Annotated in this window: 22 protein-coding genes; 11 read left to right on the plus strand and 11 right to left on the minus strand. The window is 62.5% G+C overall.

The features are described from left to right. Positions 1-27: 27 nt before the first annotated feature. Positions 28-864 carry an alpha/beta fold hydrolase gene (locus BMY91_RS15080; protein ID WP_090823504.1) on the minus strand — a complete coding sequence of 279 codons (837 nt, stop codon included), beginning with the start codon at positions 862-864 and terminating at the stop codon, positions 28-30. A gap of 148 nt (positions 865-1,012) precedes the next feature. Between BMY91_RS15080 and BMY91_RS15085 the strand changes: the two genes are divergently transcribed. Both BMY91_RS15085 and BMY91_RS15090 read left to right on the plus strand, forming a co-directional pair. After that, a complete protein-coding gene (locus BMY91_RS15085) occupies positions 1,013-2,746 on the plus strand; it encodes an ABC transporter ATP-binding protein (RefSeq protein WP_090823287.1) in 1,734 nt (577 codons plus the stop codon). Continuing rightward, positions 2,743-4,713 carry an ABC transporter ATP-binding protein gene (locus BMY91_RS15090; protein WP_090823289.1) on the plus strand — a complete coding sequence of 657 codons (1,971 nt, stop codon included), beginning with the start codon at positions 2,743-2,745 and terminating at the stop codon, positions 4,711-4,713. The genes BMY91_RS15085 and BMY91_RS15090 overlap by 4 nt, the downstream gene beginning before the upstream one ends. A 115-nt stretch (positions 4,714-4,828) precedes the next feature. Here the strand turns inward: BMY91_RS15090 and BMY91_RS15095 are convergent, their stop codons facing one another. Then, positions 4,829-5,401 carry an MOSC domain-containing protein gene (locus BMY91_RS15095; RefSeq protein WP_090823291.1) on the minus strand — a complete coding sequence of 191 codons (573 nt, stop codon included), beginning with the start codon at positions 5,399-5,401 and terminating at the stop codon, positions 4,829-4,831. Positions 5,402-5,465: 64 nt separating this feature from the next. On the opposite strand from BMY91_RS15095, the gene BMY91_RS15100 reads away from it, so the two are divergent. The 3 genes from BMY91_RS15100 to BMY91_RS15110 are packed head-to-tail and all read left to right on the plus strand — an operon-like array spanning position 5,466 to position 6,925. Further along, positions 5,466-5,903 (plus strand): hypothetical protein, encoded by a 438-nt coding sequence (locus BMY91_RS15100; protein ID WP_090823292.1) that lies wholly within the window; start codon positions 5,466-5,468, stop codon positions 5,901-5,903. Further along, positions 5,900-6,091 carry a helix-turn-helix transcriptional regulator gene (locus tag BMY91_RS15105; protein ID WP_090823294.1) on the plus strand — a complete coding sequence of 64 codons (192 nt, stop codon included), beginning with the start codon at positions 5,900-5,902 and terminating at the stop codon, positions 6,089-6,091. Before BMY91_RS15100 ends, BMY91_RS15105 begins: the two co-directional genes overlap by 4 nt. 54 nt (positions 6,092-6,145) lie before the next feature. After that, positions 6,146-6,925 carry an alpha/beta fold hydrolase gene (locus tag BMY91_RS15110; RefSeq protein WP_090823296.1) on the plus strand — a complete coding sequence of 260 codons (780 nt, stop codon included), beginning with the start codon at positions 6,146-6,148 and terminating at the stop codon, positions 6,923-6,925. Here the strand turns inward: BMY91_RS15110 and BMY91_RS15115 are convergent. Then, positions 6,922-7,521, minus strand: coding sequence for a TetR family transcriptional regulator (locus BMY91_RS15115; RefSeq protein ID WP_090823298.1), 600 nt, complete (start codon positions 7,519-7,521; stop codon positions 6,922-6,924). The two genes, BMY91_RS15110 and BMY91_RS15115, sit on opposite strands and share 4 nt — an antisense overlap. 80 nt (positions 7,522-7,601) lie before the next feature. Here BMY91_RS15115 and BMY91_RS15120 point away from each other — a divergent pair, with 80 nt between their 5' ends. Continuing rightward, positions 7,602-8,381: an SDR family NAD(P)-dependent oxidoreductase gene (locus BMY91_RS15120; RefSeq protein WP_090823300.1), complete on the plus strand. Its 780-nt coding sequence runs from the start codon at positions 7,602-7,604 to the stop codon at positions 8,379-8,381. Here the strand turns inward: BMY91_RS15120 and BMY91_RS15125 are convergent. Next, entirely contained in the window at positions 8,376-8,801 is a 426-nt protein-coding gene (locus tag BMY91_RS15125) for an NUDIX hydrolase (protein WP_256212763.1), read from the minus strand. The genes BMY91_RS15120 and BMY91_RS15125 overlap by 6 nt on opposite strands. Positions 8,802-9,189: 388 nt before the next feature. Between BMY91_RS15125 and BMY91_RS15130 the strand changes: the two genes are divergently transcribed. Continuing rightward, positions 9,190-10,467 carry a hypothetical protein gene (locus BMY91_RS15130; RefSeq protein ID WP_254779821.1) on the plus strand — a complete coding sequence of 426 codons (1,278 nt, stop codon included), beginning with the start codon at positions 9,190-9,192 and terminating at the stop codon, positions 10,465-10,467. A 127-nt stretch (positions 10,468-10,594) separates the two neighbouring features. Here BMY91_RS15130 and BMY91_RS15135 read toward each other — a convergent pair whose 3' ends face one another. From BMY91_RS15135 to BMY91_RS15150, 4 genes are all read right to left on the minus strand, one after another. After that, positions 10,595-10,774, minus strand: a complete 180-nt coding sequence (locus BMY91_RS15135) for a hypothetical protein (RefSeq protein WP_090823304.1) — start codon at positions 10,772-10,774, stop codon at positions 10,595-10,597. 7 nt (positions 10,775-10,781) lie between these two features. Continuing rightward, the gene (locus tag BMY91_RS15140; protein ID WP_090823306.1) at positions 10,782-11,912 is read right to left on the minus strand and encodes a glycosyltransferase family 2 protein; all 1,131 of its coding nucleotides are present in this window, start codon (positions 11,910-11,912) and stop codon (positions 10,782-10,784) included. Between the two features lie 243 nt (positions 11,913-12,155). Further along, positions 12,156-12,326 carry a hypothetical protein gene (locus BMY91_RS15145; protein ID WP_018778796.1) on the minus strand — a complete coding sequence of 57 codons (171 nt, stop codon included), beginning with the start codon at positions 12,324-12,326 and terminating at the stop codon, positions 12,156-12,158. Positions 12,327-12,506: 180 nt separating this feature from the next. Beyond that, complete coding sequence (locus BMY91_RS15150) at positions 12,507-13,337, minus strand: oxidoreductase (RefSeq protein WP_090823308.1); 831 nt, start codon at positions 13,335-13,337, stop codon at positions 12,507-12,509. Between the two features lie 123 nt (positions 13,338-13,460). Between BMY91_RS15150 and BMY91_RS15155 the strand changes: the two genes are divergently transcribed. Further along, a complete protein-coding gene (locus BMY91_RS15155; protein WP_090823310.1) occupies positions 13,461-14,354 on the plus strand; it encodes a helix-turn-helix transcriptional regulator in 894 nt (297 codons plus the stop codon). On the opposite strand, the gene BMY91_RS15160 is transcribed toward BMY91_RS15155, so the two are convergent. The 3 genes from BMY91_RS15160 to BMY91_RS15170 form a co-directional block, all read right to left on the minus strand. Beyond that, the gene (locus tag BMY91_RS15160; RefSeq protein ID WP_090823312.1) at positions 14,324-14,866 is read right to left on the minus strand and encodes a GNAT family N-acetyltransferase; all 543 of its coding nucleotides are present in this window, start codon (positions 14,864-14,866) and stop codon (positions 14,324-14,326) included. The two genes, BMY91_RS15155 and BMY91_RS15160, sit on opposite strands and share 31 nt — an antisense overlap. Then, positions 14,863-16,212 carry an LLM class flavin-dependent oxidoreductase gene (locus BMY91_RS15165; RefSeq protein ID WP_090823314.1) on the minus strand — a complete coding sequence of 450 codons (1,350 nt, stop codon included), beginning with the start codon at positions 16,210-16,212 and terminating at the stop codon, positions 14,863-14,865. The genes BMY91_RS15160 and BMY91_RS15165 overlap by 4 nt, the downstream gene beginning before the upstream one ends. Before the next feature lie 78 nt (positions 16,213-16,290). Then, a complete protein-coding gene (locus BMY91_RS15170) occupies positions 16,291-17,175 on the minus strand; it encodes a MetQ/NlpA family ABC transporter substrate-binding protein (RefSeq protein WP_090823316.1) in 885 nt (294 codons plus the stop codon). Positions 17,176-17,396: 221 nt separating this feature from the next. Between BMY91_RS15170 and BMY91_RS15175 the strand changes: the two genes are divergently transcribed. From BMY91_RS15175 to BMY91_RS15185, 3 genes are read left to right on the plus strand one after another with little or no spacing between them, the layout of a single operon-like run. Beyond that, positions 17,397-18,491 (plus strand): methionine ABC transporter ATP-binding protein, encoded by a 1,095-nt coding sequence (locus BMY91_RS15175; protein ID WP_090823321.1) that lies wholly within the window; start codon positions 17,397-17,399, stop codon positions 18,489-18,491. Between the two features lie 2 nt (positions 18,492-18,493). Further along, positions 18,494-19,153, plus strand: coding sequence for a methionine ABC transporter permease (locus tag BMY91_RS15180; protein WP_090823323.1), 660 nt, complete (start codon positions 18,494-18,496; stop codon positions 19,151-19,153). Between the two features lie 17 nt (positions 19,154-19,170). Beyond that, positions 19,171-20,331 carry an LLM class flavin-dependent oxidoreductase gene (locus tag BMY91_RS15185; RefSeq protein WP_090823325.1) on the plus strand — a complete coding sequence of 387 codons (1,161 nt, stop codon included), beginning with the start codon at positions 19,171-19,173 and terminating at the stop codon, positions 20,329-20,331. The last annotated feature ends 108 nt before the right edge of the window (positions 20,332-20,439 follow it).

The following is a 20,439-nucleotide window of genomic DNA, read 5'->3' on the forward strand; positions in this document are numbered from 1 at the left end:
GCGTCGGGCCCATCAGTTTGGGTTGGGCTACTTCTTCAGGAATGCCAGCAGCGCCTGATTGACTTCGGCGCCGTGCGTCCAGAGCAAACCATGCGGGGCGCCTTCGATTTCCAAGTATTCCGCGCTGGGCAGGGCGTCCTTGAAACGGCGGCCGGTGACGTCGATCGGCAGGATGTTGTCCGCCGTGCCGTGCACGATCAAGGCCGGAACATCGATCTTGGGGATATCGGCGCGGAAGTCCGTGAGCCAGGTTGGCTGGGCGGCAACCGATGCGAATGCCCCCGACTTGCTGGCGAGGTTCCAGCTGGCGTCCACGGATTCCTGGCTCAGGCGATCAGTGCCCAGGAAGGTGTCGCTGTTGTAGAAGTTCTTGAAGAAGTCGGTGAAGAACGCGTAGCGGTCTGCTGTGACGGCGGCGGCGAGCCCGTCGAAGACGTCCTGCGGGACGCCGTCCGGGTTGTCATCGGTCTTCAACAGATAAGGTTCCAGCGATCCCAGGAATACAGCCTTGGCCACGCGGGCCGAACCGTAGGTGCTGATATAGCGTGCAACCTCACCGGTGCCCATGGAGAAGCCCACCAGGACAGCATCGTTGACGTCCAGGGTGTCCAGGACGGTCTTCAGATCCGCAGCGAAGGTGTCGTAGTCATAGCCCTGGGTGGGTTGGCTCGACTTTCCAAAACCGCGGCGATCGTAGGTAATGACGCGGTAGCCGGCGTCCAGGAGGGCTGCGGTCTGCTTCTCCCAGGATGATCCGTCCAACGGATAACCGTGGATGAGGACAACTGCCTGGCCGGTTCCGTGGTCTTCGTAGTAAAGCTCGATTTCAGTGCTGTTTTCGTTTCCTACGGTGATGTAAGCCAAAACCCAGTTCCCTTCGAGGCGATTCAATACGAACGTTTCCAGCCTACTGTCCGGGGCCGACGGCAGGACAGGACTATTACCTCTAGTTGCCCGCAGCAACCAGACGTAAACTGGCCTTCGGTTTATACGGCGTCTGCTTGGAGTTCCCATGCTGTGGAAGGTTCTTGTCCGGTTCCTGCGGCCGCATCAGCGGTTGCTGATCGCCGTCGTCGTTTTCCAATTGGCGCAGTCCATTGCGTCGCTGTACTTGCCCACACTGAACGCCGACATCATCGATCAGGGCGTTGCCACTGGGGACACCGACTACATCCTGCGCATGGGCGGACTCATGCTGCTGATCACGCTGCTGCAGATCGCGTGCGCCGTGGTTGCCGTGTACTTCGGTGCCAAAGCCGCCATGGGGATGGGCCGCGATGTCCGTGACGCCATTTTCAGCCGGGTAGGGGAGTTCTCCGAGCAGGAGGTCACCAAGTTCGGGGCGCCATCGCTGATCACCCGGTCCACCAACGATGTGCAGCAGGTACAGCAGCTGGTCCTCATGTCCTGCACGCTGATGGTCGCAGCGCCCATGCTGAGCATCGGCGGAGTGATCATGGCCGTGCGGCAGGACGCTCAGCTGTCATGGCTCATCGCGGTCTGTGTTCCGGTGTTGCTGGTGGCGGTGGGACTGATCGTGACGCGCATGGTGCCGCTGTTCCGGAAGATGCAGGTCCGGATTGACGCCGTGAACCGGGTTCTCCGCGAGCAGCTCACCGGTATCCGCGTGGTGCGTGCTTTTGTCCGGGAGGACATGGAGGCCACACGGTTTGGCAAAGCCAACGACGACGTCACTGACGTTGCGCTGAGGGCCGGCCGCTTGATGGCGCTCATGTTCCCGGTGGTCATGTTGGTGATGAACGTTTCCAGCGTGGCGGTGATCTGGTTCGGATCCTTCAGGATCGAGGACGGTTCCATGCAGGTGGGAACCTTGATCGCCTTCCTGAGCTACCTGATGCAGATCCTCATGTCCGTCATGATGGCGACGTTCATGGCCGTGATGATCCCGCGCGCGTCCGTTTCTGCCGACCGGATCGGCGAGGTTCTGGAAACCAACTCAAGTGTCCAGCCGCCGTCGAACCCTGTCACCGGCGGTATCCGGCGCGGCGAATTGGAGATGCGCGGCGTTGGTTTCGCCTACCCGGGTGCGGAGCAGCCAGTCCTCAGCGGGGTCACTTTCACGGCGTTGGCCGGCCAGACCACCGCGATCATCGGCAGCACCGGCGCCGGAAAAACCACGCTGGTAAACCTCATGCCACGGTTGTTCGACGCCACCAGCGGCTCCGTGCGAATGGACGGCGTGGACGTCAGGGACCTGCATCCTGACCTGTTGTGGGGACACATCGGCCTGGTGCCGCAGCGGCCGTACCTGTTCTCCGGTACGGTCCGCAGCAACCTTCAATACGGCAAACCCGATGCCACCGAGGACGAACTGTGGCAGGCGCTGTCCGTTGCCCAGGCCCGGGATTTTGTAGAACAGATGGAGGGCGGCCTTGATGCGGCGATCTCCCAAGGCGGCACCAACGTTTCCGGTGGCCAGCGGCAGAGGCTCGCGATTGCCCGGACCCTGGTAAAGCAGCCGGAGCTCTACATCTTTGACGACTCCTTCTCTTCCCTGGACACCGCCACCGACGCACGCCTCCGGCAGGCCCTCAAACGCCACACCAACGGTGCCACCCTGGTGATCATCGCCCAGCGGGTCTCCAGCATCGCCGACGCCGACCAGATATTAGTGCTCGACGACGGCAGGATCGTTGGGCAGGGAACACACGATCAGCTGTTGGAGTCTTCCGAAACGTACAGGGAAATAGTGTCGTCCCAACTCGCGGCGGAGGAGGCAGCATGAGCGCCGTATCAGCCGGTCCCCGCGGACCGCAGCGGCCAGCCATGGGACCTGGCCGCGGAGGACCGTTCGCCGGTATGAACATCCCCGCCGAGAAAGCGTCCAACTTTGGGGCCTCAGCGCGCAGGTTGTTGGGTACGTTGCGGCCTGAACGTTCTTGGTTGATTCTGGTGTTGGTCTTTGCCGTGGTCAGTGTGGCCTTGTCCGTGATTGGGCCGAGACTACTGGGCGAAGGCACCAACCTGATCTTCGCCGGCGTCGTGTCCAAACAGCTGCCAGCAGGGGTTTCCAAAGCTGACGTCATCGCAGGACTCCGCGCCTCTGGTGATGACAGCAAGGCCGACATGCTGAGCGCCATGACCCTGACACCCGGCGTCGGAATCGACTTTGCTGCACTGTCTTCGGTGCTGCTGTGGGCGCTGGCGCTGTATGTCCTGGCCTCAGCATTTGGCTGGATGCAGGCGTACGTGCTCAACGGCGTCGTGCAGCGGACCGTCTACCGGCTCCGCCAAAGGATCGAAGCGAAAATCCACCGGCTGCCGTTGCGCTACTTCGACTCCATCCAGCGCGGTGAACTGCTGAGCCGGGTGACCAACGACGTAGACAACATCTCCCAAAGTCTCCAGCAATCCATCAGCCAGGTGGTCTCGTCCCTGCTGACAGTGCTGGGCGTGCTGGTGATGATGTTCCTGCTCTCTCCGCTCCTGGCCTTGATTGCACTGGTCACCATCCCGCTGACCCTGGGAACTACGCTGCTGATTGCCAAGCGCTCTCAGAAGCTCTTTGTGGCGCAGTGGAAGAACACCGGCGAACTCAACGGGCAGATCGAGGAAACGTACACCGGGCACGCCTTGGTGAAGGTGTTCGGGCGGCAGAACGAGGTTCAGGAGAAATTTCGGGCGAAGAACGGCGAGCTGTATCAGGCGAGCTTCGGTGCGCAGTTCGTGAGTGGCCTGATCATGCCGGCAATGACGTTCATCGGGAACCTGGTGTACGTGGGAATCGCCGTGGTGGGTGGCCTGCAGGTGGCCTCCGGTTCCATGCAGTTGGGCGACGTTCAAGCCTTCATCCAGTACTCGCGTCAGTTCACCATGCCGCTGGCCCAACTTGGGTCCATGGCGAACATGCTGCAATCCGGCGTCGCATCGGCAGAGCGGGTGTTCGATCTGCTGGATGAGGAAGAAGAGTCCGCTGAGCCCGCCCCAGTTCCGCAGTCCGGTCCTTCGCGGGGGCGTTTGGTGTTCGAGAACGTGTCCTTCGCGTATTCTCCCGACAAGCCGCTGATCACAAACCTCAGCTTGGTCGCCGAGCCGGGGCAGAGCATCGCCATCGTTGGGCCTACAGGTGCCGGCAAAACCACTCTGGTGAACCTGATGATGCGCTTCTACGAGCTGGACGCCGGGCGGATAACGCTCGACGGCGTGGACGTCGCCTCGATCCCGCGGCACGAGCTGCGCTCGCGGATGGGGATGGTCCTCCAGGACACCTGGCTGTTCGGAGGGACGATCCGCGACAACATTGCCTATGGACGGCCTGCTGCTTCCGAAGAGGAAATTTTGGAAGCGGCCCAGGCAACCTACGTGGACCGTTTTGTTCGCTCGCTGCCAGAGGGTTACGACACCCTGCTGGACGACGAAGGCGGCAACGTTTCCGCTGGCGAAAAGCAGCTGTTGACCATCGCCCGGGCCTTCTTGTCCCGGCCATCGGTGCTCATCCTGGACGAGGCCACCAGTTCAGTGGATACCCGAACCGAAGTATTGGTGCAGAAAGCCATGAATGCCCTGCGCTCGGACCGCACCAGCTTTGTGATCGCCCACAGGCTCTCCACCATCCGCGACGCGGACCTCATCCTGGTGATGGAGGCCGGGCAGATCGTGGAGCAGGGGACCCACTCGGAGCTGCTGGCCGCCGGTGGGGCGTACGCCCGGCTGTACGAGGCACAGTTCGCGGCGCCGGTGGCTGAGGTGTGAGGCTACTGTTTGCGGTGCCCGTGGCCCAGCTTGGGATGAGGGAAGGCCCGTCTGCCACCCGATGTGGTTGAGTTGGGCTAACTTCCACCCAAAGAAGGGCTACTTCCGTTCCGGATTACGGCAACCGCGACGGCCGCAGAACCTTCGCCTCCCCGGCCTTGGCGGGATCCATTGGCACAGGGCTTACCAGCACCGCATGCCCCCGATGCAGCAGACCGCCGGAGATCACCTGGCAACGCACGCCCCCGCGCCCGCGCATCGCTTTGTGGGCGCCGGGAGCCAGCATTTCGTCCATCCAGGCACATGGGTGTGCGGGGCGGCCGGCCTTGAGCCGCACCGTGTCTCCGCCGGACTCCAGCGTGAACTCATGGCCAAGCAGCGGAGCCAGCTCGACTCCGCGTAGAACCAGATTTCGACGGGTCAGGAGCGGATTGAAGGGCCCAGCCCCGAGTTCGGCTGCGATGGCTTCGAGAGCTTCCACGGCGAAGACCGTCACGGCTGCATCCATGTGTGCGGCCTTGCCGAAGAACCTGTCGCCAACAATCCCTTTCCCTGTGACCAGTTCGGCCTGGTCGGCGTCAGTAGTGGGCACGTCAGCGGCGCCTTCCCTTGCGCGGCCAAAGTAGGCGTGGGCCGGCGACACCAAAAGGTGCAGCACCTCGACGTCGTACCTGTACTCAGCGGTCATCCCTCAACGCTAACCCTCCACCGCGTGCATTGCCTCAGGATGTAAAGGGTGCTTTACTTCAAAGATGAGTAAAGCTTCCTTTACATCAAGGCGTGCGCCGGTACATCACTACGTCCTCGCAGTCATCCTCGGCGCCATCCTGACCATCGCCGTCTCCTTGTTGGTGGGGGTGTCAAACCCGGGCGACTTCTGGCTCGCAGCGGGGATTGGAGCCCTCTGTGCTGCCTATCCCGCGATGTCGCTAGGAGCCAGGGTTTTCGTTTCACGCCACACTGTCACCCGCGATCCGCATGGGGAGCAGAGCGTCGAGTTGCAATGGATGCGCCAGGCCGGGGCCGGAGCGTTTCTTGACGTGCTGGTGGCCACCATTGTGGTTGCGGCGGTGCTGGCTGTAGGCCGGATCGGCGTGGATGCGCTCCAGGTTCTGTTGGGACTCGTCGGGCTGAGCGCGCTGGATGCCGGGCTCCGCTACCTGGCCATCCGGCACCGTGCGCTGAAGTGAAGAACAACATCGCCGAGCGCCGGGCCGGGCGCCAATGGACGCAGGCTGACCTGGCTGCTGCGCTGGGCGTCTCCCGGCAGACGGTCATCTCCATCGAACGGGAAAAGTTTGATCCTTCGCTACCGCTGGCATTCCTCATCGCCCGGACCTTCGACTGCGCCATTGAGGACATCTTTACCGCAGATTGACGCACTGTGTCCTGCGCCGCAGCACTTTGAGTGCCGCCCGGATACTGTGGCACGGTGAACTTTGCGGAGGCTCCGGATGGCGCCGAACTTGCCTGGAGCGAGTCCGGCGACGGTGACCCGTTGCTGTTGATCGCCGGGCAGGCAACCGCCATGGACGGTTGGGGCCCGACGGCGGAGCTGCTGTCCCGGTATTACCGCGTGATCCGCTTCGATCACCGGGGGATAGGGAGGAGTGCCAAGGGTACCGCTGAGCGCTACACCACCAGACTGCTGGCCGAAGATGCTGCCACGGTACTCAACGCGGCCGATGCGGATTTAGCACACGTGTACGGCCACTCGATGGGCGGGCGTATTGGCCAATGGTTGGCCATCGATTACCCGCAAAAAGTCCGTACGCTGATCCTCGCAGCGACGAGTGGTGGCAGGTGGCCGGATGCCAGCGCCCAGCCGGATAAAGCTGCCATGGAGGCCCTGGTCAGCGGTGATATGTCACGTCTGGAAGAACTCTTCTTCGACCCCGCATGGGTCCGCGCCAATCCCGAAGCGACGAGCACGTTCTTCAATTCCCGGGCCTCAGCGTGGGCGAAAGCACGTCACTTCAAAGCCAGTCGCGACCATGACGCCTGGAGCGAATTGGGCTCCGTTCAAGCGCCCACGCTGATACTTCACGGCACGGAAGACAAGCTCACTCCGTTGCCAAATGCCCTGCTCCTTCGTCAGCACATCCCTCGCTCAGTGCTGGTGCGCGTACCCGGCGCGGGGCACGGTTTGCACCTGGACCATCCGGAGACAGTCGAGTGGATCCGGCAGTTCATCACCCGGAAAGCCCGCTAACCAGAGGGAACTCTCAAAACCTCGAGTGCGGCCTCTAAATAAGGGACCGGATCGGGATCTGATCCGGCGGCCCATTGCATCCATGCTTCGAAGGTTGTGGCAAGGTACGCGGCGCTCAAATAGCGTGCCGCCGGGGTGGAAAGGCCGCTCTCCACAAGGAAGGCCAAGGTCCTTTCGCGCTGTGGTGCCAGGGACTCGTAGCTCCGGCTGGTCAGTTCAGCATGCTCGGCGATCAACCGGAGCCGTCCGCGGGTCACGGACAGATCCGGAATGACAGCGACTCCAGCAGCCGCAGCCTCTCGGAGCACCGCCAGCACATCGCCGTCGGGCTTGCCACGCCTGTGGAACGAGCCGAAGGCGAGTGCTGACGCCTCGACCACGGGTTCGGTGCCGCCCCAGACGAGGTCCGCCTTGCTGGTGAAGTAGCGGTAGAGGCTCTTGCGGCCGATACCGGCGGCGCGGGCGATGTCTTCCATGGAGGTGTTTTCATACCCGTGCCCAGCGAACAGGTCCAAGGCGAGTCTGGCGACGGCGTCGGGGTCGATGGTGGCGGGGCGACCGCTTGCGCGCGGGGGCTTGGCATCTTCCGAAGTCATCCCTCCAGTATTCACTCTTACATAATGACACAGAGTGTCATAAGATGGGTGAATCACCCCGTAAACATCGGAAGGACATCATGGGCAGCGAAGCTTCATGGCAGGAGACCATCACGTCGGGCCGCTTTGCGGGCAAGACCATCATCGTCACGGGCGCGGCCTCAGGTATCGGCCAGGCCACCGCGTTGAGGATCGCCAGGGAAGGCGGCAAGGTCATTGCAGCCGATATCAGCAAGGAGCGTCTGGATGCCCTGGTTGAGGAGAATGGCGGCCTGGACCTGGTGCCAGTCGCAGGTGATATTTCCACTGAGGAAACCGTCGCTTCGGTCCTCGCCGCGGCAGGGGCTCGCGTGGACGGGTTGGCCAACGTTGCGGGCATTATGGACAACTTCGCTCCCATCCACGAGGTTGATGACGAACTGTGGGAGCGTGTCTTCCGCATCAACGTCACGTCCCTCATGCGCCTGACCCGTGCAGTGGTGCCGCCCATGCTGGAAGCCGGAACAGGATCGGTTGTGAACGTAGCGTCGGAGGCAGGCCTGCGTGGTTCCGCAGCCGGAGCCGCCTACACCGCTTCCAAACATGCGGTGGTGGGGCTTACCAAGAACTCGGCCGTGATGTACGGGCCCAAGGGTCTGCGCTTCAATGCTGTGGCTCCCGGCCCAACCATCACCAACATTGTGGCGAATTGGGGATCGCAGCTCGCTGCCGAACGCTTGGGGCCTCTCATGCAGGCGACTGTTCCCACGCCCGCCACTGCAGCGCAGTTGGCGGCCTCCATCACCTTCCTTCTCAGTGACGACGGCACCAACGTCAATGGCGCCATCCTGGCGTCCGACGGCGGCTGGTCGGCTCTATAGGGCTATCTCGCCAAGGTGCCGGACCAGCGCGTCCACGATGGGCAGTTGCCCCTTGACGAGCTTGGTCCGGGCCGTGGCTTCGTCGAACCAGCGGGCGTCATCGATTTCCGGGAAATCCTTGATGGTCCCTGAGCCCTTGGGCCATTCCATGGGAAAGGTGTTGCTGACAATCCTGGCGGGCTGAAAGTCTTTGGCTTCGGCGGCGAATGCGGTGATGAGTTTGCCTGAGGGTTGATTGAAAACGCCCAGTAATTCATAGTTGGCCGGCGGGGGTGGTGTCCCGATTTCTTCGGTGAATTCGCGTTTCGCCGCAGCCAACGCTTCTTCGTCCTCAGGGAATTCACCCTTGGGAATGGACCAGGCATGCTGGTCTTTCCTTGCCCAGAAGGGCCCGCCCATGTGCGCGATCCACAACTCCACTTGCCCGCCTGATGCTTGCCGGTAAAGGAGTATGCCTGCGCTGCGAATGGTGATGATGGCCTCCGGAAAGCGATGCTGCGCGTGGAGCGGGCGGACAGGTCAAGGTTACTCCTTCCTGAAGTGCCGTTATCCAATTGATGTTGAAAAGCCAATCTTGCTGGTTCATTTATCTTCCGGCGGATCACGTACTCGTCGATAATCGAGGAGTTGCACGTTCCTCAGGGGGTGGAACGTCACAGCGGCCTCCGGCAATTGCCGGAGGCGTTTCTGGGCGCATCAGCAGGAGGACACAGCTATGGCACTTTCAGTGAGGCTCCTTCCATATGGGGGAAGAAAAGTAATGGGTTTGGCCGTCATTATGGCGGTAGGTTTATCGATGTTCACGGGCATGAGCCCGTCAAGAGCCGCGGATACCACTCCGATGGCTGAGGATCCCGGGCCTGTGGGCAGCTTCGCCTGGAAGGGGTTCAACTGGCAAAAGCGCTTTTGGGGTGGGGCACCCATGTACAACGCCAGTTGGGACGCCAACAATGTGAGCAACCCTGACGCCAACGGGTACGTCAAGCTTTCCATCAGCAACCCAACGGGTTCATCTCCCAAGGGTGCAGAGTTCCAGTCCACGCGTGAAGGTTTCGGCTACGGCACGTACAGCACCACGGTGGAGAAGGACGTCAGCGCCCTTCAGAAGGAAGTGGTGTGGGGCTGCCTCTTCACGTATGACCCCGCAGCCGAACCGGGCTACACGGAGATCGATCTCTGCGAAGCGTCGGCTTGGGGCGGCGGCGCCGCGTACGGTGAAAACTGGCCGGTGACTCAAGGGCATGGCTATTGGTTCGATGCCACCTTGCCCCCTGGCCAGGGCAACAACACCGTGACGTTCGATGTCACCAACGCCCCGATTCTCACCCACAGGATGGTCTGGGAGCCGGGCAAGCTGACCTTTGAAACCTTCGCCGGAGAGGGCTACGGCGGAACACTGCTGAAGAAGACCGTTCTGCAAGGATCCACGGTGCCGCTGCCGGCCAATGAACAGATCCACTTCAACCTTTGGGTCACCGGTGGTGGCGGCGGAGATGCGGCACACGTTGCTCCTGAAACCGTCACGATTCGTGATTTCTCGTTTGTCCCAGGCATCCCGTTGACCGCTCCGACTCCTACGGTGTCCGGAACAGCTGCCGTCGGATCAACCCTGACGGCAAATCCGGGAACGTGGACCGCCGGAACTGCCTTGGGCTACCAGTGGTACAGGAATGGTGTGGCGATTTCCGGAGCTACCGGTTCCACCCGCGTTCTTGCCGCCGCCGATCAAGGCACCAAGCTGACTGTCAGGGTGACAGGAACCAAGGCCGGATACGCAACAACCACCAAGGAGTCGGCACCAACAGCCACTATTGTGGCGGGCACTCTGGTGGCGCCCGTTCCCACCATTACTGGAACCCTGACTGTAGGCTCCACATTGACCGCCAACGTGGGCACCTGGACGTCCGGAACCACCCTGACCTACCAGTGGTACCGGTCTGGAGTCGCAATTGCGGGAGCCACCGCCAAGTCCTACGTGCTGGTGAGTGCCGACCAAGCGGACACCATGAGCGTGAAGGTCACCGGCACCAAGGCCGGTTACACCACAGTGGCTAAAACCTCGGCGAGCACGGCGCCCGTAGCCTAAGCAGCGTTTTTCTGTGGCCGGTCCGTGCGGCCTCGTGGCCACGGAAACAACCAGCCCGCAGTTGTATCGCGCTGGGGGGAATTAGCGATACACCTGCGGGCTGGTTGGGCTTATGGGGAAGAAGCGGCTAGGCCTTCTTCTCTGCGCGGACCGGGACGATCCTCTTGATGGCGAGGCCCAAGGCCAGCATGGCGAATGCTGCCAGTGCGAACCAGAACAGGTCTCCGGCGCCGGTTGCGGCGAGTGTGCCTGAGCCCATCCCGGCTGCGGTGACTCCGGTAAGGGGAGCTACTGGGTTGTTGTACATGAGTCGTTTACCAAACTTTCTTGCGGTTGAGTGCTGCATCCAGGTAGGCCTTGGCGTGAACGGCCTGCAGGAAGATATCGATGACGGTTTCGTACATGGTTGCGGCCAGCAGCATGTACCTCCAGCCCCGGAACCGCAGTGTGACGATGCGTTCCAGGACGAAGATGGCGGTGACTGCGATCCAGAATGGCTGGAGGTTCAGCCCCATTCCGGTGGTCAAGGCGAAGATGATGGAACCGAAGTAGGCCAGGGTCACCAGGACACCGATCATGGAGAGAAACTGGCGTCCCCAGTACGGCCTGGTGATTTTGGTCCATCCGTACTGCACGCAGTTCTCCACGGCGCCGCGCTTCCAGCGGAGCCGCTGGGCCCACAGTTCACGCCACGTGGGCATGACCTCGGTGACAAGCGTGCAGTTTGAGGGTGAAGCAATGCGGTACCCGAGAGTCAGCAGAGCGAAGGAGAGCTCGTTGTCCTCGGTCAGGACTGAGGTGTCGTAGACACCGCCCTTGCCGTTGCCCGGAGGAAGGGTGCCTTCCAAGCGGGCTGCGACCACGTCCCGCAGCGTCTTGACCCGGAAGAGCGCGGCCGTTCCGGTTACCACCAAGCATTTGCCGTGGAGGCGCTTGACGTCGCGGGCGTAGCGGGCGTACTCGTTGCGCTGCAAGTGACCTACGAAGCCGCCGCCCGGACCGCCGCTGAACACTCCACCAACAGCACCGAGCAATTCGTCGGTCAGCAGGTTCTTGGTGGCGTTCTCGATGAAGTCCAACGCGAGTTGCGAGTCAGCATCCTGAACCAGGACCAAGTCCTCGGGGTCGGCATCAGGAAGGAGCTCGCTGAGGGCGAAGTTGAGGGCGCCGGCCTTCTTGTCCTTGTTACCAACAGTCCGGATGACCTCTGCGCCCTGGGCAAGCGCGAGGGCCTCGGTGTCGTCGGTGCAGTTGTCAGCCACCACAATGATGCGGTCCGGACGACGGGTCTGGTTGTTCAGGGAGACCAGCGTCTCTGTGATGCCCGCGGACTCGTTGTGTGCCGGCACCAGAACCGTGACAACTCCGCCGGCGGCACGGTGGGATCCGCGGGGTGCGGCAGCCGTGTCCGGTGCGTCCGTGTGGACTGTGGTTTCCGTGAGCATTGTGATCCCTCCGTTCGAGCGTTGAAGCGTTGACTCACTAAGAGTTCCAACGCCAACGCAAGAAATGCGCAGGCAAAGCGTCAAGGAAAACTCAAGGTTTGCTCAGGACTTCCCTTGAGGCGTCACGTTTCGGGCTCGAGGGCCACTAGTACCTAATACACGCAACCTGCGGATGCGCCTTAAACGCAAGAGGACGACGCCGGTAAGTACCGGCGTCGTCCTCTTGCGTTGAGTTTGAGCTGCTTAGCGGCTCAGGCTGACCGTGAAGGTTTTCGGTCCGCTGAGGGTCACAGCGATTCCGCAGTTTTCTGCGGCAGCGCGGTGTGAGAGGGACTGGATGGCGGCATCGATGGTGTGGTCGATGGCCGACTTGTCCCAGATTTTCAGCGTGATGGAGTCAGTATGTGTCGTCATTGTCAGTACTTTCACTCAGGCCGTTATCAGCCCCAAGCTTCTTCGCAGGGGCCGCATCCTCGTCGGTGAGGATTGCTGATTCAGCTTGTATGGGAAACGAATTCCCTCATTCATGGTTCATGCTGCCCACTGCGATTGACAAGCGAATCCGGCCAAGTGTGACCGATTACACGTTCCTCATTACTCCGTGTAACCCGTGCTGACGCTGAGCTCCCGCCAACGGTTCACCTCGGCCCGTTGGGCTTCTTCCACGGCGTCGAAAGCCTTGGCTGCGTCTTCGCCAAGCAGCAGGAAACCGGGAGTTTCCGGTGCTTCGACGGCGGTCATGATCGCGGCCGCTGCCTTGGCCGGATCGCCCTGTTGAGTGCCGTGGACGGTGTCGAGCTCCTTGCGGCGCTTGCCTGCGGTATCGGCGTAATCGGCGATCGCCTCGGCTGACTGGGTGAGCGAACGTCCCGCGAAGTCGGTCCGGAAACCGCCTGGCTCCACCACGGTCACGGAGATGCCCAGTGGCTTCAGTTCCTTGTGCAGGGAACCGGACAGTCCCTCCAGCGCGGCCTTGGTAGCGGAGTAGTAGCCGGAACCGGGAGGCGAGATGCGGGCGCCGATGGAGGAGATGTTCACGATTGCGCCGGATCGCTGCGAACGCATCCCCGGAAGGACGGCTTTAATCATGGCGACGGGACCAAAGACGTTGGTGTCGAACAGCGTGCGGACATCGGCGTCGTCGCCCTCTTCAATCGCCGCGCGGTAACCATAGCCCGCGTTGTTGACCAGGACGTCTACGGAGCCGAAGCGTTCCTGGGCCTGCTGTACCGCTGCGTCAACCTGCGACTGCTTGGTGACGTCGAGCGCAACGGCGAGTGCCGTCGTCGGGAATTGCGCGGTGAGCTCCTGGAGAGTTGAGGCGTCGCGGGCGGTGATGACGGCGTTATCGCCACGTGCGAGAACGGCCTGCGCCAGTGCGCGGCCAAGTCCGGTGGAGCAGCCTGTGATGAGCCAGGTAGTCATGATGTTCCTTTCATGGGTGGTCCATTCCATTGGAACGCTACTCCCGGGGCCGCGGGAGTGCATGGTCTTCCGGGTACTCCCAGTGCCTCCCTGTTCGGCGGGCGGCGACCTACGCTTGGGTGCATGGACAACCGAAGTGAGATCCGTGAATTCCTGTCGACGCGCAGGGCACGGATCAGCCCCGACCAAGCGGGGTTGCCGGCGTATGGCGGGAATCGTCGTGTCCCGGGGCTGCGGCGCGAAGAGGTAGCGCTGTTGAGCGGCATGAGCATTGACTATTACATCCGGCTGGAACGCGGGAATCTCAGTGGGGTGTCCGAGGGTGTCCTGGAGTCGTTGTCGCGGGCCTTGCAACTTGACGACGCCGAGCATGCCCACCTGTTCGACCTCGCCCGGGCTGCCGGCTCACCCAAGGCCCCGCGCCGGAAGCCCGTTGAGCAGCAGGTGCGGCCCACTGTCCAGCGGATTCTGGATGCCATGACCGATGTCCCGGCGTATGTGCGCAACGGGCGTCGCGACATCTTGGCGGCCAACAAACTGGGGCATGCGCTGTACTCCGAGCTGTTTGCGGATCCCGGACGTCCGGTGAACGTGGCGCGTTTTGTGTTTCTCAGCCCGAAGGCCCGCGCGTTCTTCATCGACTGGGAGGGCGCAGCGAATGACCTGGTGGCAGTCCTGCGCACGGAAGCCGGCCGCAATCCCTACGACCGCGCCCTGACGGACCTGGTAGGCGAACTGTCCATGCGCAGCGAAGAATTCCGGACGCGGTGGGCAGCACACAATGTCCGCTACCACCGGACAGGCCTCAAACGTATCCATCACCCCGTGGTGGGGGATCTCGAATTGTCTTTCGAAGCCATGGACCTTCCGGCTGATCCCGGGCTGTCCTTGATTGTTTACAGCACAGAGCCCGGCTCGGCGGCGGAGGAGTCACTCAAGTTGCTGGCGAGTTGGTCCGCGAGCGACGGCGATCCAGCGTCAGCGCCTCAGGCGGCCGACGGCAAGTCCAGCGTGTAGACCACCAGCTGCACCTTCGGCGCAGGGCGTTCCTTCTCGCGTTCGGGCCGGCGGACGTAGCCCAGGCGGCGGTAGAGACGCTGGGATGGTTCATTGTCGACGGCGGTGTCCAGGACCACGCGCCCGGCACCTTGGGCTGCGGCAAGGCGGGCGGATTCGTCAAGGAGCTTCTGGCCAAGACCCGTCCGCCGCGCCTCGGGGAGCACTGCCAGCAGCCTGAGCTCTACTTCGCCGTCCTGTGCCTGACGGCTGAGGTGTGAACCAAAGGGCAGGAGGCTGGCGGTGCCCACCAAGCGTCCGGTTTCCACGTCTTCGGCAACCAGCAGCACGCCTTCGCGGGCCCGTGCCGCGGCATCCAGCAAGAGTTCAAGACGCTGTTCGTCGGGCTGGCGTGCCCCGGGTAGATGATGGCCGAACCCGTCGTACGTCAGCCGCCCCACGGCGTCGTACTCTTCGGGGCGGGCGCGGCGAATCACGTGGGTGCCGGTGGCAACGGTTGGTGTGGTGGTCATGACTGTCCTTTCGGCTCCGGATCGAGTCCGAGGTGTGATTTCAGGGTGGTGCCCGCGTACTCGGTGCGCGCAAGGCCGCGTTCCTGGAGCAGGGGGATGACGCCGGTGGCGAAGCGCTCCAGGTCCTGGGGGAGGAGGGAGAACATGAGGTTGAAGCCGTCGGCGGCGCCTTCGGCGTGCCAGCGTGCCAGGGAGTCGGCCACATGGTGCGGGGTCCCGATGAAGTCGTGGTTCCTTTTGTCACCCGTAAGGATCGAGTAGAGATCCTTGAGCGTGACCTCGTCCTCGCGACCCCTGATCTGTTCCCCGGCGGAGCGGAAGTCGGTCCTGGGCTGCGTGATGGTGGGAATGCCGGACTGGGCAACCGTGGCGTCAGCACCGAGCCCGGTGAAATCCAGCTGGCCTGCGAAGTATTCCTGCAGGAAATCCAGCACCTGCTGATCGGTGATGAGGCTGTCCAACTCCCGGATGCGGTCCAGGGCTTCTTCCCGGGTGTCCGCGACCACGGGCGAGATGGCCTGGTAGACGTAGATTTCGTCAGGGTTCCGGCCGAACGCCTTCGCCTGAGCCCGGACGGACTCCCGGTACTGCCGAGCCTGCGGAATGTCCGGGTGGCTTGCGAAGAGAGCGTTGGCGAACCGCGCGCCCAGCTTCTGGCCGGGGACGGACGTGCCTGCCTGGGCCAACAAAGGGGAGTGCTGCGGGGAAGGCCCTATGTTCAGCGGCCCGGCCACTTTGAAGAACTCGCCCTGGTAGTCCAGCCGGCTGAGTTTGCGGCGGTCAAAGAATCGTCCCTGCGCTTTGTTGTAGAGGAAGGCGTCCGGGTCCCAGGAATTCCAGAGCCCTTGGGTGACCTCCACGAATTCTTCAGCGCGGCGGTAACGGAGGCTGTGGTCGAAGTGATCATCGGCGCTGAAGTTGCCGGCAGTGCTGTTGGTGAGGTCCCGTGTGGTCACGATGTTCCAGCCAACACGCCCGCCGCTGATGTGGTCCGCAGTGAGGGCCGCGCGGGCAAAGTTGAACGGCTCGTCATAGGACGTGGAGGACGTGGCGATGAGGCCGATCCTGCTGGTGACTGCGCCGAGGGCCGTGACCAGGCCGATGGGGTCGAATCTGTTAAGAATGCCCGGATTGGACGTCTCATCGATCGCGAGGGAGTCGCCCAGGAAGATCGCATCGAACTTGGCTTCTTCGGCAGTTTTGGCGAGCTGCACCTGGTGGGCGAAGTCGATGCTCGCCTGAGGGAACGCTGTCTCGTGGCGCCATGAAGCCAGGTGGATGCCTGTGCCCACGAGGTAGGCGAAGAAATGGATCTGCTGGCGTTCACGGATGAGTGTCTGGTTCATGGGCCTGTTTCGGTGCTGTTTTTCCGGGGGAGTGTGGGGCGGCGGCGCTCTGCGGCGCAGGACCGCCGCCCACAGGTGCTACTTGGACTTCTTGATGGCTGCCTCTTCGGCGGTAAGGACTTCCTGCAGCTTGGCAGCGGTCCAGTCAGCCTTGAACTGCAGGTTGCCGTCGTTGAGCTTGGTCACCGAGGCTTCCACCTCAGGGGTGTGATAGGCGTCCACGATCTTCTTCCAGGTGGGATCGTCCTTGCGGTCTGCCTTCACTACGAAGCCGTTGATGTACGGCGCCAGGGACTCCGAGTTCAGGTCTTCCTTGAAGATGATCTTCTCGTCGCCCAAGCCGCCCTTCTGGGCCTGCGTGTTGTTCACGACGGCGGCATCCGTGGTGCCCTTGAGTGCGTTCACCGTCTGGTTGCTGTCCACCGGCACAACCTTGATCTTGCTGGAGGTGATCTCAGCCGGGGTGGACAGCGAGTTGCCGCCGTCCTTGAGCTGCAGCAAGCCGGCGGTCTGCAGGTTCAACAGTGCACGGGCCTGGTTGGTGGGGTTGTTGGGGATGGCAACCTCGGCGTCGGCGGGCAGCTCCTCCACGGACTTGAACTTCTCCGAGTACAGCGCCAGCGGGTAAACGGCCGTGGCGCCCACCGGAACCAGAGTGCCGTTGCTGTTGACGTTGAACTGGGACAGGTACTTCAGGTGCTGGAACAGGTTGATGTCCACCTGTCCCTGCTGGGTTGCCGTGTTGATCTGCGCGCCATCGGTGAAGTTCTTCACCTCAAGATCGATGCCCTGGTCCTTCAGCTTGTTCTTCAGCAGCGTCCAGTGCTCCTCAGCGCCGTCGTCCACACCGATGACCACCTTGGTGTTCGCGGAGGTTGACGAACCACTCGAAGCACCCCCGCATGCCGAGAGCGATAGGGCGGCGATCAGGCCGACGGCGGCAACTAACAAGCGGTTCTTCATGACGCTTCTCCGTACAAAGGGTATTGATGCGAATGGAAGGTGCGGGGTGTTCCCCCTGCCTCACGCTAGGCAGTTGCCATGGTGGGAATCGAACGCCTTCGCAACACTCCGACGCGCACCGTCAAGGAACGAAACCGCAGGTCACAGGGGGTCATTGGGTTCGATTGGGCGGCAGACGCGCTGCTGGAATGGGCATTCAAACAACCCCGAAGGAGGCTCCGGTGAGCGCGATCGTTTCCCTGCGCGGAGTCAGCAAGCTGTTCCCGGTCCAAGGAAGCAAGCGCAGCCAACGCACCGAACCAGTGCGTGCCATTGACGACGTCACCTTGGACATTGAAGAGGGCACGGTGGTGGGCATCGTGGGATATTCCGGTGCCGGAAAATCCACGCTGGTCCGCCTGCTGAACGGACTGGAACGTCCCAGCGAGGGCCAGGTTTTCGTCAAGGGCCAGGACATCTCCTCGCTCCCCGAAGGCCAGTTGCGCAAAGTCCGCTCAGGCATCGGCATGATCTTCCAACAATTCAATCTGCTGAAGTCCCGCACCGTGTTCGGAAACGTCGCGTATCCGTTGAAGGTGGCCGGCTGGCCCAAGGAAAAGATCAAGCCGCGCGTGGACGAACTCCTGGAGTTTGTGGGCATCGCGGACAAGGCCGGCTCCTACCCCCGCCGGCTCTCCGGCGGACAGCAGCAACGCGTGGGCATTGCCCGTGCTCTGGCAAACGCCCCGGACATCCTGCTCGCTGACGAAGCAACCAGCGCCTTGGACCCCGAAACCACCCGCGACGTCCTCCGCTTGCTCCGGCGCATTAATAAGGAACTCGGCACCACCGTTGTGGTGATCACCCACGAGATGCACGTTGTCCGGGAAATCTGCGACACCGTGGTAATGATGGAATCCGGCCGGGTAGTGGAAGCCGGACCCACCTACTCCGTGTTCGCCGATCCCCAGAGCGCCTCCACCCAACGCTTCGTCTCAACCGCCGTGCACGGCACACCGGAATCGGACACCGTCAGCCGCCTCGCCGCGGCACACCCGGGCCAGCTTGTCTCCATCGGCATCTCCGAGGCATCGCCCACACCACTGGTTGCGGCCACGTTCGAGCGCCACGGCGTGGGCTCCAGTGTGGTGTTCGGGGGCGTCACCGAGATCCAGAACAAGATTCTGGGCACACTCACCTACGAGCTCACAGGCAGCGACGCCGCGATTGACGCCGCGCTCACCGAGCTAGGTGACGTCACCGCCGTCGAACGTCAAACGGCCTCCGCCGATAGTGCCGTTCCGCACCTTCCCGTCCCCGCGAACGCCGGAGAATAGCCATGACCGACTGGACAACACTCCTGCCCGTCCTGGGCGAATCCTTCCAACAGACCATCTACATGGTGGTCATCACCGTCCTGCTCAGCGGCATCGCCGGACTGGCGTTGGGCGTCACGCTCTACGCCACCAGGCCCGGAAACCTGTTTGCCAACAAAGCCGTGTTCTCGTTCCTGAACTTCCTGGTGAACATCATCCGGCCCATCCCGTTCATCATCTTCATCACGGCCATTGCGCCGCTGACCTTGATCATCATGGGCACCACTATTGGCACGACGGCGGCGATCCTGCCCATGGCACTCATGGCCGGTGTGGTGATTGGCCGGGTGGTGGAGCAGAACCTGGTGGCGTCCGACCCCGGTGTGGTGGAAGCCGCCAGGGCCATGGGCGACAGCCGGCTGCACATCCTGTGGGCCGTGGTGATTCCCGAGTCGCTCGCGCCGCTGATCCTTGGCTACACGTTCATGATCATCGCGATTGTGGACATGTCTGCCATGGCCGGCTACATCGGCGGCGGTGGGCTGGGCAACTTCGCCATCATGTACGGCTACCAGCAGTTCAACTGGGAAGTCACCCTGGTGACAGTCCTGATCATCATCGTCATGGTCCAGGCCGCGCAGTTGCTGGGTAACTTCCTGGCCCAGCGCATCCTTCGCCGCTAACTTTCAGGAGCCACAACATGCCTATCGAATTCCTCGGCATGGGTGCCGGCAACGACTCCACCGAGACGTCGCCTGCCACCACGCCCTTCTTCGACCCTCAATACGCGGCCCGCATCGCCAGGATCCACGAGGACAACAACTGGGACCACGTACTTTTTGCGTACAACTCCACCACGCAGGACCCCTCAGTCCATGCGGCATGGGTCGCTGCGAACACGGAGCGAATCCAGCTGCGCTTGGCGCATCGGCCCAACGTTTCACACCCGACGTTCGCCGCCCGCTCCTTCCTGACGCTGGACCACATCGCGCAAGGCCGGCTGACCGTGCACTTCATCACCGGTGGAAGCCAAGCGGACCAGGCCCGCGAGGGCGATTTCCTTGCCAAGGATGCGCGGTACGGCCGGACGCAGGAATACATGCAGATTGTGCGGAGGGCGTGGTCCGGGGATTCGTTCAGTTGGGACAGTGAGCACTATCGCTTTGAGGACTTTGCCTCTGGTCTGGGGCCCTTTGCCGGGAAACGGCCGGGTATCTCGTTTGGTGGTTCCTCGGAGGCCGCGTGGTCTGTGGGCGCCGCTGAAGCTGACATCTATGCCCTCTTCGGCGAGCCGTTGGCCGACGCAGCTTCGCAACAAGAGCAGATCCTTGCGCGGGCCGCTGCTTTGGGCAGGGTTGAACCGTTGCGCTGGCAGATCGCCTTCCGGCCGATCGTCGCGGCAACCGATGAGCTGGCGTGGGAGAAAGCGCACGCCGTTCTTGGGACATTCGAGGCGCGCCGATCCGCCGGCGAGGTGATTGACCCTGTGCGCCACTACAACCAGAAGCCAGAAGCTGCCGGCACCCAGCGATTGCTCGCTGCTGCGGAACGCGGCGACCTCCACGACCGCGCCCTCTGGACGGCCCTCGCCAAAGCGGCGGGTGGCGGAGGAGGAAGTGCGACGGCATTGGTTGGCAGCTACGACATCGTCACCCAGGCGATCCTGGACTACCACGAGCTCGGATTCGAGATCTTCGGGCTCCGCGGTTACGACTTCGTCCCGGACGCACTCGAGTTTGGCCAGCACGTCATCCCGCAGTTGAAGCAGGAAGTGGCGCGCCGGGAGCAGGGCCGGAGTGCCGGGGAACTCCGGGCGGACCAAGCCGCTGCCCGGGCGCGAGTGCTGGCCGCCGCTTCCTGACGCTCTCTCACCTTTGGTGTGTTTTTGGGTGATGCTCTCTCACCTTTGGTGTGTTTTTGGGTGATGCTCTCTCACCTTTGGTGTGTTTTTGGGTGATGCTCTCTCACC

This window comes from Arthrobacter sp. yr096 (assembly GCF_900108925.1).
Lineage (GTDB): Bacteria > Actinomycetota > Actinomycetes > Actinomycetales > Micrococcaceae > Arthrobacter.